Source organism: Streptomyces sp. NPDC059866 (genome assembly GCF_042731325.1).
Classification (GTDB): domain Bacteria; phylum Actinomycetota; class Actinomycetes; order Streptomycetales; family Streptomycetaceae; genus Streptomyces; species Streptomyces flavusporus.
In genome coordinates, this window is the sequence record NZ_JBHWJT010000003.1 from 311,528 (window position 1) to 327,629 (window position 16,102).

General features: G+C 70.7%; 12 protein-coding genes and 1 pseudogene. 6 read left to right on the forward strand and 7 right to left on the reverse strand.

Annotated elements, in window-relative coordinates; all coding sequences use genetic code 11:
• Positions 1–28: 28 nt before the first annotated feature.
• The 3 genes from ACFV7R_RS05825 to ACFV7R_RS05835 are packed head-to-tail and all read left to right on the forward strand — an operon-like array spanning position 29 to position 2,440.
• A complete protein-coding gene (locus ACFV7R_RS05825; RefSeq protein WP_129801776.1) occupies positions 29–817 on the forward strand; it encodes an ABC transporter ATP-binding protein in 789 nt (262 codons plus the stop codon).
• Positions 804–1,697, forward strand: a complete 894-nt coding sequence (locus ACFV7R_RS05830; protein ID WP_385260319.1) for an ABC transporter permease — start codon at positions 804–806, stop codon at positions 1,695–1,697. Before ACFV7R_RS05825 ends, ACFV7R_RS05830 begins: the two co-directional genes overlap by 14 nt.
• Positions 1,698–1,702: 5 nt before the next feature.
• Positions 1,703–2,440 (forward strand): sirohydrochlorin chelatase, encoded by a 738-nt coding sequence (locus ACFV7R_RS05835; protein WP_385260321.1) that lies wholly within the window; start codon positions 1,703–1,705, stop codon positions 2,438–2,440.
• A 197-nt stretch (positions 2,441–2,637) separates the two neighbouring features.
• On the opposite strand, the gene ACFV7R_RS05840 is transcribed toward ACFV7R_RS05835, so the two are convergent.
• A complete protein-coding gene (locus ACFV7R_RS05840; protein WP_385260322.1) occupies positions 2,638–3,195 on the reverse strand; it encodes a DUF1697 domain-containing protein in 558 nt (185 codons plus the stop codon).
• 373 nt (positions 3,196–3,568) lie between these two features.
• Between ACFV7R_RS05840 and ACFV7R_RS05845 the strand changes: the two genes are divergently transcribed.
• Positions 3,569–5,836 carry an MMPL family transporter gene (locus ACFV7R_RS05845; RefSeq protein ID WP_385260325.1) on the forward strand — a complete coding sequence of 756 codons (2,268 nt, stop codon included), beginning with the start codon at positions 3,569–3,571 and terminating at the stop codon, positions 5,834–5,836.
• Positions 5,837–5,903: 67 nt separating this feature from the next.
• On the opposite strand, the pseudogene mgt reads toward ACFV7R_RS05845, so the two are convergent.
• Positions 5,904–7,125 (reverse strand): annotated as a pseudogene (mgt, locus tag ACFV7R_RS05850) (macrolide-inactivating glycosyltransferase).
• Positions 7,126–7,132: 7 nt separating this feature from the next.
• Positions 7,133–7,912 (reverse strand): ErmE/ErmH/ErmO/ErmR family 23S rRNA (adenine(2058)-N(6))-methyltransferase, encoded by a 780-nt coding sequence (gene erm / locus ACFV7R_RS05855; protein ID WP_385260328.1) that lies wholly within the window; start codon positions 7,910–7,912, stop codon positions 7,133–7,135.
• Positions 7,913–8,254: 342 nt separating this feature from the next.
• Between erm and ACFV7R_RS05860 the strand changes: the two genes are divergently transcribed.
• Positions 8,255–9,118, forward strand: a complete 864-nt coding sequence (locus ACFV7R_RS05860) for a phosphotransferase enzyme family protein (protein WP_385260329.1) — start codon at positions 8,255–8,257, stop codon at positions 9,116–9,118.
• Between the two features lie 207 nt (positions 9,119–9,325).
• Here the strand turns inward: ACFV7R_RS05860 and ACFV7R_RS05865 are convergent, their stop codons facing one another.
• From ACFV7R_RS05865 to ACFV7R_RS05880, 4 genes are all read right to left on the reverse strand, one after another.
• Entirely contained in the window at positions 9,326–10,063 is a 738-nt protein-coding gene (locus ACFV7R_RS05865; protein WP_385260330.1) for a 3'-5' exonuclease, read from the reverse strand.
• A gap of 102 nt (positions 10,064–10,165) precedes the next feature.
• Positions 10,166–11,404 (reverse strand): SAV2148 family HEPN domain-containing protein, encoded by a 1,239-nt coding sequence (locus ACFV7R_RS05870; protein ID WP_385260586.1) that lies wholly within the window; start codon positions 11,402–11,404, stop codon positions 10,166–10,168.
• A gap of 112 nt (positions 11,405–11,516) precedes the next feature.
• Complete coding sequence (locus tag ACFV7R_RS05875; RefSeq protein ID WP_385260332.1) at positions 11,517–12,827, reverse strand: copper amine oxidase; 1,311 nt, start codon at positions 12,825–12,827, stop codon at positions 11,517–11,519.
• Positions 12,828–12,909: 82 nt separating this feature from the next.
• Positions 12,910–13,734 carry a Tat pathway signal sequence domain protein gene (locus ACFV7R_RS05880; RefSeq protein WP_385260333.1) on the reverse strand — a complete coding sequence of 275 codons (825 nt, stop codon included), beginning with the start codon at positions 13,732–13,734 and terminating at the stop codon, positions 12,910–12,912.
• Positions 13,735–13,916: 182 nt separating this feature from the next.
• Between ACFV7R_RS05880 and glgX the strand changes: the two genes are divergently transcribed.
• Complete coding sequence (glgX, locus tag ACFV7R_RS05885) at positions 13,917–16,025, forward strand: glycogen debranching protein GlgX (protein ID WP_385260335.1); 2,109 nt, start codon at positions 13,917–13,919, stop codon at positions 16,023–16,025.
• Positions 16,026–16,102 lie beyond the last annotated feature (77 nt).

A 16,102-nucleotide genomic window follows, 5' to 3' on the forward strand; every position in this document is an offset into this window, starting at 1 on the left:
CCCGTTGAGTTCCCAGGAGGTGACGACCATGGCAACCGCCCTCGCCAAGGCCGCCGACGCCGGTACGTCGGTCGAGTACTCCGCACGCATCGAGCATGTCTCGAAGTCCTTCGCCGGCCCCGCCGGGCAGCAGCTCGTCCTCGACGACATCACGCTCGATGTCGCGCCGGGTGAGTTCGTCACCCTCCTGGGCGCCTCGGGCTGCGGCAAGTCGACACTGCTCAACCTGGTGGCGGGCCTGGACCGGCCGACCGCCGGTGACATCACGACCGACGGCCGGCCCGCCCTGATGTTCCAGGAGCACGCCCTGTTCCCGTGGCTGACCGCGGGCAAGAACATCGAACTCGCCCTGAAGCTGCGCGGCACGCCCAAGGCGGAGCGCCGTGGCCGCGCCGAGGAGCTGCTGGCGCTGGTCCGGCTGCAGGGGGCGTACGGCAAGCGGGTGCACGAGCTGTCCGGCGGTATGCGCCAGCGTGTGGCGCTGGCGCGTGCGCTCGCCCAGGACAGCAGGCTGCTGCTGATGGACGAGCCGTTCGCGGCGCTGGACGCGATCACCCGTGACGTGCTGCACGACGAACTGACCCGGATCTGGCGCGAGACGGGGCTGTCGGTGCTGTTCGTGACGCACAACGTGCGCGAGGCGGTCCGGCTCGCCGAGCGTGTCGTCCTGCTCTCCTCCCGTCCCGGTCGCGTGGCCCGGGAGTGGCGGGTCGACATCCCGCAGCCGCGCCGTATCGAGGACGCCGCCGTGGCGGAGTTGTCCCGGGAGATCACCGAAGAACTGCGTGGGGAGATCCGCCGCCATGGCCAGCACTGACACGCCCGTCGTCAAGGACGGCAACGACCTGGCCGGGCTCGAGGCGGGCCTGGACGCCCTGGAGACGGTCCAGACGAGCCGTACGCCGTTCCGTACGACCTTCACGCAGAAGATCGTGCCGCCGGTCACCGCCGTCGTGCTGGTGCTGCTGGTGTGGCAGGCGCTGGTCTCGTTCAACATCGTCGACGACCCGAGCAAGCTGCCCTCCCCCGGGGACGTGTGGGGCGAGGTCGAGGAAGCCTGGCTGCAGGGCACGCTTCTGGACTACATCTGGACCAGCGTCTCGCGCGGTCTGCTGGGCTTCCTGATGGCGCTGGCGATCGGCACGCCGCTGGGCCTGCTGGTGGCCCGGGTGAGGTTCGTACGGGCCGCGATCGGGCCGATCCTGTCCGGTCTGCAGTCGCTGCCGTCCGTGGCGTGGGTGCCGCCGGCCGTGATCTGGCTCGGCCTGAACAACTCGATGATGTACGCGGTGATCCTGCTCGGCGCCGTCCCGTCCATCGCCAACGGCCTGGTCTCCGGCGTCGACCAGGTGCCGCCGCTGTTCCTGCGGGCGGGCCGCACGATGGGCGCGACCGGCCTGAGGGGCACCTGGCACATCGTGATGCCGGCCGCGCTGCCCGGCTATCTGGCCGGCCTGAAGCAGGGCTGGGCGTTCTCCTGGCGGTCGCTGATGGCCGCCGAGATCATCGCGTCCTCGCCGGAACTCGGCGTGGGGCTCGGCCAGTTGCTGGAGAACGGCCGCAACACCAGCTCCATGTCCATGGTGTTCCTCGCCATCCTGCTGATCCTGGTCGTCGGCATCGCGATCGACCTGCTGATCTTCAGCCCGCTGGAGCGGCGGGTGCTGCGCAGCCGCGGCCTGTTGGTGAAGAGCTGATCCCCGTGCGCAACCCGGTCCTCCTCGTCATCGCCCACGGCAGCCGCGACCCGCGGCACGCCGCGACCGTGCACGCCCTCGTGCGGCGGGTACGGACGCTGCGGCCGGGGCTGCGCGTGGAGACCGGTTTCCTGGACTTCAACGTCCCGTCCGTGCAGCGTGTACTGGAGTCTCTCGCAGCGGAGGGTGTCCGCGATGTCGTGGCCCTTCCGCTCCTGCTGACCCGGGCGTTCCATGCGAAGGCCGACATCCCGGCGGTCCTGCGGGACGCGCCGCGGCAGCTCCGGATCCGCCAGGCGGAGGTGCTGGGTCCCTCCCCGCTGCTGCTGTCGGCGCTCGAACGGCGGCTGTACGAGGCGGGTCTGACGCCCGCCGACAAGCCCTCGACCGGGGTCGTGCTGGCCTCGGCGGGCTCCACCGACCCGGAGGCGATCGCAGTGATCGCAGAAATCGCGCGGGAGTGGCGGCACACCGGTTGGTGCGCCGTGCGACCTGCGTTCGCCTCCGCATCCCTTCCCCGCACCGAGGACGCAGTCCGCGAACTGCGCGCGCTCGGCTGCCGGCGCGTCGCCGTCGCCCCGTACGTCCTGGCCCCCGGCTTCCTGCCGGACCGCATCGCGCGGGGCGCGGCCGAGGCGGACGTACTCGCCGATGTCCTCGGCCCGGCGCCGGAGGTGGCACGGGTGCTGCTGGAACGGTACGACGGGGCGCGGACGCCGCTGCGGGCGGCGGTCGGCGCGTAGGCGCTCCGCTGGGGTGCCGCGACGTGTCGTCTGTCGTCTGCGGCGCCATCGTGGCTGGTCGCTCCCCCGCTCTCGGCTTCTCCCCCACGCTCGGCTTCGCTCGCGCGGGGGGACCCCCATGAGCGGGGGGACCCCCATCGCGGCGGAGCCGCATATCGGTACAGCCCCGTGCTCCTTCAGGGCGCTGCTGCGGACGGTCACCCTGCCGTCGGCTCGGTGAGCTCCACCAGTTTGACGACCGTGTTCCAGTTCCGGGTCGTGGCGATCACGCCCTTGTTCAGCCGCGGTCTGGCCAGGTACTCGCCGAGCTTGGACCGGCCGAGGCCGTTCGGTGCGTACAGGTACAGGGCGCGGTCGCCGAGCCGGAACTCCTCGGGGAGGAAGGCCTCCTGGTCGATCTCCGCGAAGCGTCCGGCGTCGACGGGCGCGGAGAAGTACGTGACGTGGAGCTGCTTGGCCTCCAGATCGGCGGCCGGGAAGGGACAGGCCTCGGCTGTCGCCTTCAGGTAGGCGTGGTCCCGCACGATCACCTCGACCGCGAAGCCGAACTTCCGCTCGACGGCCCGGGTGAGCTCGGCGGCCAGGGACTCCTCGTCGCCGTGCTCGCTCGTGAACACGGCCTGACCGCTCTGCAGATACGTGCGCACGCTGTCGTGACCGAGGCTCTCCATCAGGGTGCGCAGATCGGCCATCGGGACCTTCTTGGCGCCGCCCACGTTGATTCCCCGCAGCAGCGCCGCATACGTCGTCGTCACCCGCAACACCCTAAGCGGCCGTCGTGCCCCGTGGGGGCGGGCACGACGGCCGCGTCCCTGTGGTGCGGGCTGCGCGAAACTCTGGCCGATGGGCGGGCCCGGATCAACACCTACACGCACCTGTGACTTGTTCAACAAGGTTTCGTAATCACAAACGGTGCGAAGGGGATCCCTGATCACCGGCCCCGACATCTCCCGATGGATGTAAGGGGCCGCTGTCCTCCCCAGTGGGGAGAGGAGGGGAGCCGTCGGGAGGACCCGGGCGTCCGGCGCTTCACCGGGCAGCACGACGAGATGGCCTTATCCGGCCCATACCTTCGAAGCGAAAGGTGGCGGCAGGGGGCCGCCGCCGCTCACGAGGGGGCAGCCCGTCATGGGGAACGGAGAAACACGGGTGCGGGGACTCGCCGCCCGGGCAGGCGGCTGGAGCGCCCGGCACCGATGGGCGGCCGTCGGAATCTGGGTACTGTTCGTCGTCCTGGCGATGGGGCTCGGTTCGGCGGCGGGCCGGGTCGACGTCAAGGACAGCGACCAGCTGAAGGGCGAGACACACACCGCCGCCAAGATCGTCGAGGACGCCGGGATCGACGAGCCGGCCGGTGAGACGGTCCTGATCCAGGCGAAGGACGGCTCGCTCAAGGCCACGGACAGCGAGTTCCGGGCCGCCGTCACCGCGGTCGTCCAGGCGGTCGAGGGCACCGGCAAGGTCACGGACGTGACGTCGCCGTACGACACGAACACGATCTCGAAGGACGGCCGCAGCGCGCTGGTGCAGTTCGACATGCGCGGCGAGGCGGACACCGCGGGCGAGCGCGTGGAGCCCGTGCTGAAGGCTGTCGAGGACGTCCAGAAGGACCACGAGTCGCTGCGGATCGAGGAGATCGGCGGCGCGAGCATGATGAAGACGTTCGACGACGCGTTCGGGGACGACTTCCAGAAGGCCGAGTACTCCGCGGTGCCGGTGGCCCTCGGCATTCTGCTCATCGCCTTCGGCGCGCTGGTGGCGGCGCTGCTGCCGGTGCTGCTGGCGATCACCGCGATCATGGCGACGATGGGCCTGATGGGCGTCGTCAGCCATGTGATGCCCATGAGCGACACCGCCAACTCCGTGATGCTGCTGGTCGGTCTGGCCGTCGGGGTCGACTACTGCCTGTTCTACCTGCGCCGCGAGCGCGAGGAACGGGAGGCCGGCCGGGACGCGCAGACCGCCCTCAGGGTCGCCGCCGCCACCAGTGGCCGGGCGATCATCGTCTCCGGTGTCACGGTGTGCGTGGCGATGGCCGGCATGCTGTTCACCGGGCTCGCCGAGTTCGAGGCGATGGGCCTGGCGTCGCTGATGGTCGTGGCGGTCGCCATGGTCGGGTCCGTCACCGTCCTGCCCGCGCTGCTGTCGCTGCTGGGCGGCCGGGTCGAGAAGGGCAAGGTCCCCTTCCTGCACCCGGAGAGCCGGCTCCGTCGCAAGCGGGGGCGCGGCAACCGTGAGAGCCGGTTCTGGACGGCCGTGCTCAAGGGTGTGCTCGCCCGGCCCGTCCTCTCGGTCGTCGTCGCGACCGGCGCGCTGCTCGCCGTCGCGGCTCCCGCGGTCGGCATGAAGACGCAGAACCTCACGCTGGACCAGGAGTTCGGCGACTCCCTGCCCATCGTGGCGACGTACAACCGCGTCAACGAGGCCTTCCCGGGCGGTGCCGAGCCGGCCGAGGTGGTCGTCAAGGCCGACGACATCAACGCTGAGGAGGTGACGTCCGCGCTCGCCGACTTCCGTGAGCGGGCGGTCAGTTCGGGTGCCTCGCGCGGCCCGGTGGAGATCAAGCTGCACGACGACATGAACGTCGCCTTCGTATACGTCCCGCTGGTCGGCGGCTCCGACCTCGACAAGGCGGGCGCGAGCCTGGAGAAGCTGCGCGACGAGGTACGGCCGGCCACGCTCGGCAAGGTCGACGGCGTCGAGGCGCCGATCACCGGTCAGGTCGCCGGCTCGCACGACTTCAACAACCAGCTGGCCGGAGCCGTCGTCCCGGTCTTCGCGTTCGTCGTGGTCTTCGCCTTCCTGCTGATGCTGCTGTCGTTCCGCTCACTGACGGTCGCGGTCACCTCGATCGTGCTGAACCTGCTGTCGGTGGGTGCGGCGTACGGCATCCTGGTCGCCGTCTTCCAGCACGGCTGGGGGGCGTCCCTGGTGGGCGCGGAGGGCGTCGGCGCCATCGTCAGCTGGCTGCCGCTGTTCCTGTTCGTGATCCTGTTCGGCCTGTCGATGGACTACCACGTGTTCGTGGTCTCGCGGATCCGCGAGGCGCGGCTGCGGGGCCGCAGCACCAAGGACGCGATCCAGCACGGCGTGGTGACCACGGCCGGGGTCGTCACCAGCGCCGCGGTCATCATGGTCGCCGTGTTCGCGATCTTCGGGACGCTGTCCATGCAGTCCATGAAGCAGATGGGCGTGGGCCTGGCGGCCGCGGTGCTGATCGACGCGACGATCATCCGCGGTGTGCTGCTGCCGGCGGTGATGGCGCTGCTCGGTGAGCGCAACTGGTACCTGCCGAAGTGGCTGCACCGGCTGCCGGACCTCACGCACGACGAGTCCGCCGAGGCGGTGGCGCAGCCGCGCCCGCCGGCGGTGGAGGGCGAGCGGGTGGGGGTCTGACCCTGACCCCTTGCACTGAGGGCCCGTTGGTTCCCCTGGGGAACCAACGGGCCCTCAGTTGTGCCTGTCACTTCCGGAGTTCGGCCTCGATGAGGTCGGCGGCCCGCTGTGTACCGCCCTCCTTCGCCATCTCCGCCTGGAGGTCCGTCAGCCGGCGGGCCACCTCGGGGTCGTCGATGAGCGCAAGGGCCGCCTCGCGCAGGGTTTCCGCGGTGGCCTGCTCCGCCGGGACGTGGCGGGCGACACCGAGCGCCTGCAGCATGTCCGCGTTGCCGAACTGGTCGACGGCCTGCGGTACGGCGATCATCGGAGTGGCCGTGGCCATGCCCTCCTGGCTGCCGCCCGCACCGGCGTGCGTCACGAACAGGTCGGCCTCCTTGAGGATCGCCAGCTGCGGGACCCAGGAGCGTACGTCGACACTCTCGGGTACGTCCCCCAGCTCGGCCGGGTCCACGTGCTTGCCGATCTGGAGCACCAGGTGCCAGCCCGGCAGCTCACCGAACGCCTTGACGCACTCCTGGTAGAAGTCGGGCTGCTTGGTGAAGGCCGACCCGAGCGAGACGAGCACGACCTTCTCGGCGTCGGCGGGCCGCTGCCAGTCGCCCTCCGCGCTGCGGTCGCCCTGGCAGGCGCCGACGAAGGTGTGCACGGACTCGTCGACCCGGTCGGCGTTGGGCTGCAGCGCCTTGGGGATCAGGACGAGGGAACGGGCCGGGCGGCCGGCGAACGGATCGGGATGCTGGGTGATCCCGTTCTCCTCCAGCCAGCTCTGGAAGCGGGCGTAGTAGGCCCGGCCGCGCTCGGTCTTCTTCGGCTCCTCCCACATCGGCTCGGCGACCTCCTCCTCGTAGCCGTCCCAGGCGACCAGGTTCGGCGAGAGGGAGATCGCGGGCACGCCCCAGCGGTGGGCGAGGACCCGGGCCGGGTAGGAGGCGATGTCGTGCAGGACGAGGTCCGGCTCGTCGCCCGCGTACGCCTCGATCAGCTGCGGCAGTGCCTGGATGGCGTCGGCGAGGAAGGGCTCGACGTTGTCCAGCAGCGTGGTGCCCCACGCCTCCGGGTCGTCGTCGGGCGAGGGCAGCGTCGAGTTCCAGAGCTTCACCTCGGCACCGGTCTCGGCGACCTTCTCCGCGAACACCGGGGGGATCGCATACGTCACCCGGTGCCCGCGCGCGACGAGCTCGCGGATCACCTCGAGGCTCGGGTTCACGTGGCCGTGGGCGGCGATGGAGAACATGGCGATATGGGTCATGGCCAAGACCATAAACGAGACGAGACGTCTCGTACAACCTGGTTTCACGGGGCCAGCACCTCGTGCAGCCTCAGCCACGCCCCCGGCGGCACCTCGCCGACGAGGACCCCTGTGCCGAGGCGTGCCGCGCGGAACGCCGCGTCGACCCGCCGCCCCGGGTGGGCCCGGCGCAGCGACGCGTGCAGCGAGCCGCCGGCTCCGGAGAAACCCAGCTCGACCAGGCGCCGCCAGCTGTCGTAGGTGCCGTCGTCGAGCAGTGGGGTGCGGCGCCGCTCGATCCGTACGATCCCGGCGTCCACGCGTGGCACGGGCCGGAAACTGCGCCGCCCGACCCGGCCGACCAGCCGCCACTCGTGCCGCGGCCAGGTCAGGATCGTCAGCCGGGTCCAGCTTCCGTAGTCGCCGGTGCGTTTGCGGGCGTACTCGAGCTGGGTGAGGAGCGTGGCGTCGGTGAGGGCGGGTGCCCGCAGGCACCAGTCGACGATGGCGGCGGTGCGGGAGAAGGGGACGTTGCCTGCGACGGAGAAGGGAGCGCGCGGGGGACGTGCGGCGAGGAAGTCGTCGCCGATGACGCGGACGTGGGGTGTGTCCGAGAAGCGGGCTCGTAGGGCGGGAACGAGTCGTGGGTCGATCTCGTAGGCGTGCAGTTCGCGGCAGCGCGGCGCGAGCAGCTCGGTCAACGCGCCTTTTCCCGCGCCGACTTCGAGCAGCAGAGGGCTCTCTTTGCGGCGCGGGACGGCGAGTTGGGCGAGGCGTGCGGCGGCGGTGCGGTCGGTGAGGAAGTTCTGCGAGAGCGCGCGGGAAACGCGGGTGGGGCGGCCCATGGCCTGCGGTCCTTGTCTTCCGTGACGGGAAACGGGCAGACGAAGGCCCCGACCGGAAGACGAAGAAATGGAGGAGTCGCCGACGCGCGGGCGTCAGAGCGTGCTGCTCCCCGGGCCGGTCAGGGCACCGGGGCCGCGGCGCATCCGGATGGAGTACGTGCAGCCCCGGCCGTGACCGGAGATGAAGATCGCATGGGGTCCCACGTACGGCACGCTAGGCGGGCCGGGGCGGGGCGGGCAACGGGTTTTCCCGCAGGACGGCCCCACGCCGTCCGACCTGTGGGAATGCGACACTGGCGGGCGGTGGGGGATCAGGACGGCCGGGGGACACGGAGGCGGACGATGGACGAGGCACGGGCGCGGGACGTACTGGTCGCGGCGGGGGTACTGCCCGGTCCGGCGCCGGACGCGCGGCTGCTCGCCCTGGGCGAGAACGCGGTGTTCGCCGCCGGTGACCTGGTCGTCAAGGTAGGCCGTGACGCGGAGCTTTTCGACCGGGCGCGGCGCGAACTGGACATCGCGGTGTGGCTGGCCGAGGCGGGCGTACCGGCGGTGCGGGCGGCCGAACCCGAGGCGCTGCTGGTGGAAGGGCACCCGGTGACCGTGTGGCACCGGCTGCCCGATCCGGTACGGCCCGCCGAGCCACGGGATCTGGCCGAACTGCTACGGCTCGTCCACGCCCTTCCCACGCCCTCCTTCGAGCTGCCGCCCCGTGAGCTGCTGGGCGGTGTGGAGCGCTGGCTGCGGCTGGCGGGCGACGCGATCGATCCGGCGGACGCGGCGTATCTGCGTGAGCGGCGGGACGGGTTCGCGGCGGCCGCGGGTGGGCTGCCGCCTCATCTGCCGCCGGGGCCCATTCACGGGGACGCGCTCCCCCGGAACGTCCATGTCGGACCCGGCGGTCCCGCCCTGGTCGACCTGGAGACCTTCTCCGCCGATCTGCGTGAGCACGATCTGGTGGTCATGGTGCTTTCCCGTGACCGGTACGGGGTGCCTGCGGCGGCTTATGACTCGTTTGCCGAGGCATATGGCTGGGATGTGCAGGAGTGGGAGGGGTGTTCGGTGCTGCGCGGCGCACGAGAGACGGCCAGTTGTGCGTGGGTGGCTCAGCATGCGCCCAGCAATCCGAAGGCGTTGGCCGAGTTTCGGCGGCGGGTGGCTTCGTTGCGGGAGGGGGACGAGACGGTGCGGTGGTATTCGTTCTGAGCGCCTGAGGTTTGGGGGCTGCGCGCAGCACGGCGGCCGTGGGTCGTGTGTGGCCGATCGCGCCCACGGTGGGGTGCCCCTCCCCGCTCATGGGGGGTCCTCCCACACATGGGGGTCCCCTCCCCCGCGCGAGCGAAGCCGAGCGTGGGGGAGAAGCCGCATCTCGACACAGCCCCGCGCCCCTTCAGGGCGTTACCTGACCGGACCTCAGATCGCCTCACCCGTCACCGGCTCCCCCGTCGGCTCCCTCAGTGGCCATGTCCCGTCGATCACCGCGGTCGCGTCGCCCTTGCGGCGCAGGAAGCTCTGGAAGTCCGCCGCCCACTCGGCGTACCACTCGATCTGGCGGCGGTGCAGTTCCGCCGGGCCGAGGGCCGCGATCTTGGGGTGGCGGGTGGCTATCGCGCAGGCCAGCCGGGCCGCGGCGAGGGCGTCGGCGGAGGCGTCGTGCGCGGAGTCGAGTGTGATGCCGTACTCCCGGCAGACCGCTTCGAGGTTGCGCTTGCCGCGGCGGTAGCGGTCGGCCCAGCGGTCGATGGTGTACGGGTCGATGACCGGAGCGGGGTCCAGGCCGCCCAGGCGCTCGCGCAGGGACGGTAGTGCGTACCGCCGCAGCTCGGCGGAGAGCAGGCTCAGGTCGAAGGCCGCGTTGTAGGCGACGACCGGCACGCCCGTCTTCCAGTACGCCACGAGGACGTCCGCGATGGCGTCCGCCACCTGGTCGGCGGGGCGGCCATCGGCGGCCGCGCGCTCGTTGCTGATCCCGTGGACCGCCACCGCGTCCGCCGGGATCTCCACGCCCGGATCCGCCAGCCATTCCCTGCGCCCTATGGACTGCCCGTCCCTGACCTCGATCACGGCCCCCGTGACGATGCGCGCCTCGCGCGGATCCGTCCCGGTCGTCTCCAGGTCGAAGCCGATCAGCAGCTCCCGGTGCCAGCCCATGGGCGGCCCCCCTTCTTGGTGGTGCGTTCCCCCAGTGGTCTCCACCTTCCCATGCGCCACTGACAATCAGAGGACTGCATTCCGCTTCCGCGGTGGGACAGGTCAGGACACGGGCCGCGAATCCGCCCACATGAGTTCGAACTCCTCGCGGTACGTCGGGAAAAGCCCGCCTTCGTCGATCTCGTCCGACTTGACCACCCTGCTGCCGTTGCGCAGCACCAGGACCGGCGCCTCCAGCCCCCGCGTCCGCCGCAGATAGGACTGCACGACCGCGATGCCGTCGGAACCGTCGCCGTCCACGAGGTAGGCCGTGAAGCGGGGCGTCTCGTCGAAGACCTGGATCTCGAAGGCACCCGGGTCACGCAGCCTGGACCGCACCCGGCGCATGTGCAGGATGTTCATCTCGATCGCGCGGCTCAGCTCACCCCGTTTGATGCCGAGTTCACGCTCGCGCCGCTTCACCGCGCTGGAGGCCGGGTTGAGGAACAGCAGCCGCACCCGGCATCCGGCCTCCGCGAGGCGCATGAGCCGTCGGCCGGAGAAGTTCTGCACGAGCAGGTTGAGGCCGATCCCGATGGCGTCGAGCCGGCGCGCCCCGCCGAAGATGTCCTCGGCCGGGAACCGGCGCAGCAGCCGCACCCGGTCGGAGTGCACGGCGACCACGTCCGCGTACCGGTCGCCGACCAGGTCCTCGACCGCGTCGACCGGCAGCCTGCGCGCCGACGGCACGTCGCCGCCCGTGCCGAGGATCTCGAGGAGGCGCGCCGAGGCCCGCTCGGCCTGGTTCAGCACCGCCTCGGACAGGGCGCGGTTGCGCGAGACGACGTTCCGGGTGACCTCCAGCTCGTCCAGGGCCAGCTCGACGTCCCGGCGCTCGTCGATGTACGGCTCGAAGCACGGCCAGTGCTGCACCATCAGCTCGCGCAGCTGCGGCAGCGTGAGGAAGCTGAGGACGTTGTCGTCGGCCGGGTCGAGCAAGTAGCCCTTGCGGCGGCTGACTTCGCGCACGGCGACCGCGCGCTGCACCCACTCCTGCCCGGCCGGCCCGGCCGCGGCGACCACCCAGTCGTCGCCGTGGACGGGTTCGTAGATGGGGCGCAGCACCGCGGCCACGACCGCGCGCAGCCGCTGTTCGACGAGGTTCAGCCAGATGTAGGCACGGCCGGCCCGCTGGGCGCGCGTACGCACCTCGCGCCAGGCGTCGGCGTCCCAGTCCAGTTCGGGTCCGATGGAGTGGGTCTCCATCGGCCGGGCCAGGGACACCGTGCCGGGCGGGACGTCTGCGGAGTTCCCCTCGTGACCCTCGTCACCAGGGGGCAGCTCCAGCCCTCCCGAGCCCACCCGCGCACCGCCTTCCGCTCCCCCGAGCACTCCCCGTCTCAACGATCAAGGAAGGGTACTCCGGGAGCGGTCGGCGGTGCAGCCGGATGGACAGGCTCGTTTCCCAACTTCCTTATTCCACGTGCCCGTTCTGATCGGCCAGCTCCGTCGGCGTGAGCGGATTCATAGCGGTCACGTCACGCGGGGCGATGGAGAGGCCCTGCCAGTGGACCGGCATGGGCTGCTGGTCCTCGTCGCGCGCGATGTGGTGGAAGCCGATGTTCACCCAGACCACGGGGTGTTTGAGGGCCTGTCCGTTCACCCACCTGTCGACGGACTTTCCGTGGCCGGCGCCGCAGTTGGGCAGGTTGTCGCTGGCGAACTGCTCGCACTTGTTGTACTCGGTGAAGTACACGTCGTGCCTGGTGTAGCCGCGCCCGGGGTACTTGGCGCTGGGGCCGGGGACGATCTCGTACGAGCGGGCGTGACCGTCCTTGTTCTTGCCGGTCGCGCTGACGACCCGCCACCAGCGCATGTTCCTGGCGTCGCCCGCGAGTTCCTTGGTGACCGGGGTGCGGGTCGTCTTGTTGCTCGGTGCCGGGCGGCCCGCCGCGGGCGCGCTGACCTTGGAGTCGTACTGCTCGATCTTCCCCTTGGAGGAGCCGTCGAGGTTGAAGTTGAGCCGCCAGAAGACGTTGTGGCTGTGGCTGGTGGCGTAGTCCTTGGCGCCCTTGCCGATCGGCCAGCCGCGGCCGTCGCCGGCGTCGTAGTCCTCGGGGGCGAGGGTGCCGGTGGCGCCGACGTTCATGTTGATCGTGCCGTCGTCCTGGAAGCGCCACTCGGTGATGTACTCGTACCAGCCGACCTGGTTGACGGTGTAGACGAGCAGGTCCTTGCCCTGCTTCTGGAACACCTTGTTCGCCGCGTCGCCCTGCATGCGGTAGGCGTGGCCACGCGAACGGGTCGTGGTGCACAGCCCCTTGACGTTCTCGCGGGAGGGGTCCCAGGCCTCGGGGACCCGGACGGTCTTGATCGTGCCGCCGGGGCACTCGCCGGGCGCCAGGTCCATCAGGCCCTGACCGAAACCGGCCTGGGTGAGGTCGCTGTACTCGTTCTTGCCGTCGTCGTACGGCACGTGGATCTGCCCGAGCTTGGCGGTGGCCAGCACCTTGATGGGCCGGGACTCGCCCGGCGGCTGGTACGAGATGTGCTCCAGGACGAGGCCGGCCTCCTTGTGGTAGCGCCAGCACATGCGCCAGGTGGTGCCGGTCGAGAGCTTCTGCTCGATGCGGTACGCGGCGCTGCACTCGGCCGCCGGGGCCGGGGCGGCCTTGGGCTGGGCCGCGGCCGGACCCGCCCCGGTCGTGGTGCCGGCGGCCAGCCCGGCCACGGCGAGGGCCAGGGCCGTCCGCCTGCGGGCACGGCTGTTTCTGATCACGGGCATGACGAAGTGACTCCCCTGCGGAAGGCTTGCTCCATGGAGCAAGTTGGAAAAGTGGACTGGCTGTCGGCGCGAGCGCGGCGGCTCAGCGGTCGAGCTCGGCCACCTTGCGGGCGCTCAGATCGATCACCAGGGAACGGGCGTCGATCCACGACCCGTTCTTCACCTTGGGGAACAGCCGCACACAGCGGTGCTCGCCGCACTGGTCGAGTGCGGCGGGCTGGGCGCCGGGCGACGCCCGGTAGACCATGCTGTTGAGCAGCAGCTGGTCGGGCGAGGTGAGTTCCCTGCCGGTGGCGTCCTTGTAGTCCGCCTTCAGGCCCGCGCCCAGTGGATCGGCGATCAGCAGCCGGGCGGCCTCGGTGGCCTCGGCGCGGGTCAGCGGCGGCTGGACGCCCTGCTGGGTGCCGGTCCGCTCGACCTTCCCCGTCTCGAGATTGACGGTCCTGGTGACGAGCGTGTCGTGACGGTAGTCGTAGAACGTGGCCTCGGCGCGCCGGGGCGCGTCCGGGTCGTCCAGCTCGCCGGCCTCCGGGTCCGCGAGGTCGACACCCAGTCGCTGCGGCCCACGGCCCCCGTCGACGTCCTCACCGGAGGTCCGCAGCTGCCGGCTGAGGGCGATCCGCTCGACCTGCTCGATCTCGTCGTCGGTGAGCGGGTCCCGGCCCGTGCCCTTCTCGCCCTCGACCGGGGCTTCCTCCACCACACCGGGCGGAACCGCTGCCTGGCCCTGCTCGCCGGGCCCCTGGGCCTCCTGCTGGGCGCTCTGCCCGCCGGCCGTCCCCCCGGACGTGTCGTCCGCTCCCGCCGTACCGGGCAGCGTGACGCCGACCATCACGGCGGTACCCGCCACCGCAATGGCCGCACCGGCCACCACCTTGCCCAGATGGCGGTGCACTATCTTGCGCACATTTTCCCCCTACTCCCCCTGTCTCCTCGGGAGTACGTGTTTGCCCCACTGGTTCGGCATACCTGGGTATGCACTGGTCGATCGGTAAGAGGGCAGTAAGCCGGAGGGGGTTCCATCACTTTCGGGGAGACTCGGTGTCAAGGCGGCCCCACCGGGGCGGCACACCTGGAAGAGTCGTGTCCATGCAGGTCTGGCCTGGAGAGGCATATCCGCTCGGCGCCACCTACGACGGCGCCGGCACCAATTTCGCGGTCTTCACGGAGGCCGCCGACCGAGTAGAGCTGTGTCTGCTGCACGACGACGGCTCCGAGACGGCGGTGGAACTGCGGGAGAGCGACGCGTTCGTGCGGCACGCGTACCTGCCCGGCGTCATGCCGGGGCAGCGGTACGGCTACCGCGTGCACGGCCCGTACGCCCCGGAGCGGGGTCTGCGCTGCAACTCCGCGAAGCTGCTGCTCGACCCGTACGCGCGCGCGATCAGCGGCTCGATCGAGTGGGGCGAGGAGGTCTACGGCTACCCGTTCGGCGCACCCGACCGGCGCAACGACCTGGACTCCGCCCCGCACACCATGTCGTCGGTCGTGGTGAACCCGTACTTCGACTGGGGCGACGACCGGCGGCCGCGCACCGAGTACCACCACACGGTGATCTACGAGGCCCATGTGAAGGGCCTGACGATGCGGCACCCCGGGCTGCCGGAGGAACTGCGCGGCACCTATGCGGCACTCGCCCATCCGGCGGTCATCGAGCACCTGACCGGGCTGGGCGTGACCGCCCTGGAGCTCATGCCCGTACACCAGTTCGTCAATGACCACCGTCTGGTGGACATGGGCCTGAACAACTATTGGGGCTACAACACCATCGGCTTCTTCGCCCCGCACAACGCGTACGCCTCCTGGGGCGACCGCGGGCAGCAGGTCCTGGAGTTCAAGTCGGCGGTGCGCGCGCTGCACGAGGCCGGGATCGAGGTCATCCTGGACGTCGTCTACAACCACACCGCCGAGGGCAACCACCTCGGTCCCACGCTGTCCTTCCGGGGCCTGGACAACCCGTCGTACTACCGTCTCGCGGACGACCCCCGCTACTACATGGACACCACCGGGACCGGGAACTCCCTGCTCATGCGGTCCCCGCACGTCCTGCAGCTGATCATGGACTCGCTGCGGTACTGGGTCACCGAGATGCACGTCGACGGCTTCCGCTTCGACCTCGCCGCCACCCTGGCCCGCCAGTTCCACGAGGTGGACCGGCTGTCGTCGTTCTTCGACCTGGTGCAGCAGGACCCGGTCGTCTCGCAGGTGAAGCTGATCGCCGAGCCGTGGGACGTGGGCGAGGGCGGCTACCAGGTGGGCAACTTTCCGCCCCTGTGGACGGAGTGGAACGGCAAGTACCGCGACACCGTACGGGACCTGTGGCGGGGCGAGCAGCGCACGCTCGCGGAGTTCGCCTCCCGCCTCACCGGCTCCTCGGACCTCTACCAGGACGACGGCCGCCGCCCCCTCGCCTCCATCAACTTCGTGACCTGCCACGACGGCTTCACCCTGCACGACCTGGTCTCCTACGACCACAAGCACAACGAGGCCAACGGCGAGGACAACCGCGACGGCGAGAGCCACAACCGGTCCTGGAACTGCGGCGCGGAGGGCGAGACCGACGACCCCGCGGTGCTGGAGCTGCGAGCCCGGCAGATGCGGAACTTCATCGCCACGCTGATGCTGTCCCAGGGTGTGCCGATGATCAGCCACGGCGACGAGTTCGCCCGCACCCAGCGCGGCAACAACAACGCCTACTGCCAGGACAGCGAGCTGTCCTGGGTGGTGTGGCCCGAGGACGGCAGCGACCTGTTCGACTTCACGCGCGCGATGGTGTGGCTGCGCAAGGACCACCCCGTCTTCCGCAGGCGGCGCTTCTTCCACGGGCGGCCCGTGGAAGGCACCCACGACGACCTGTCCGACATCGCGTGGTTCACGCCGGAGGGCCGGGAGATGACCCAACGGGACTGGGAGTCCGCCCAGGCGTCCGCGCTGACGGTGTTCCTCAACGGCAACGCGATCTCCGAGCCCGGTGCGCGCGGGGAACGCATCACCGACGACTCCTTCCTGCTGATGTTCAACGCCTCACCCAAGGCGCTGGACTTCGTCGTGCCGGTCGATCACGGACGCCAGTGGCACGTCGTCGTCGACACCGCCCGACCCGACGTGGTGCCGCCCGGCACGGACGCGAAGGTGGCTGCCGGCGACCGTCTGACACTGCCGGACCGCAGTCTCACGGTGTTGCAGCGGCCCGCCTAGGTGTGGACTCGAGAGAGCCCCGCTGCCGCGCTCGTCACTCACGCGCAGGGGACGATGACAGGAAACCCGGCGGGGCG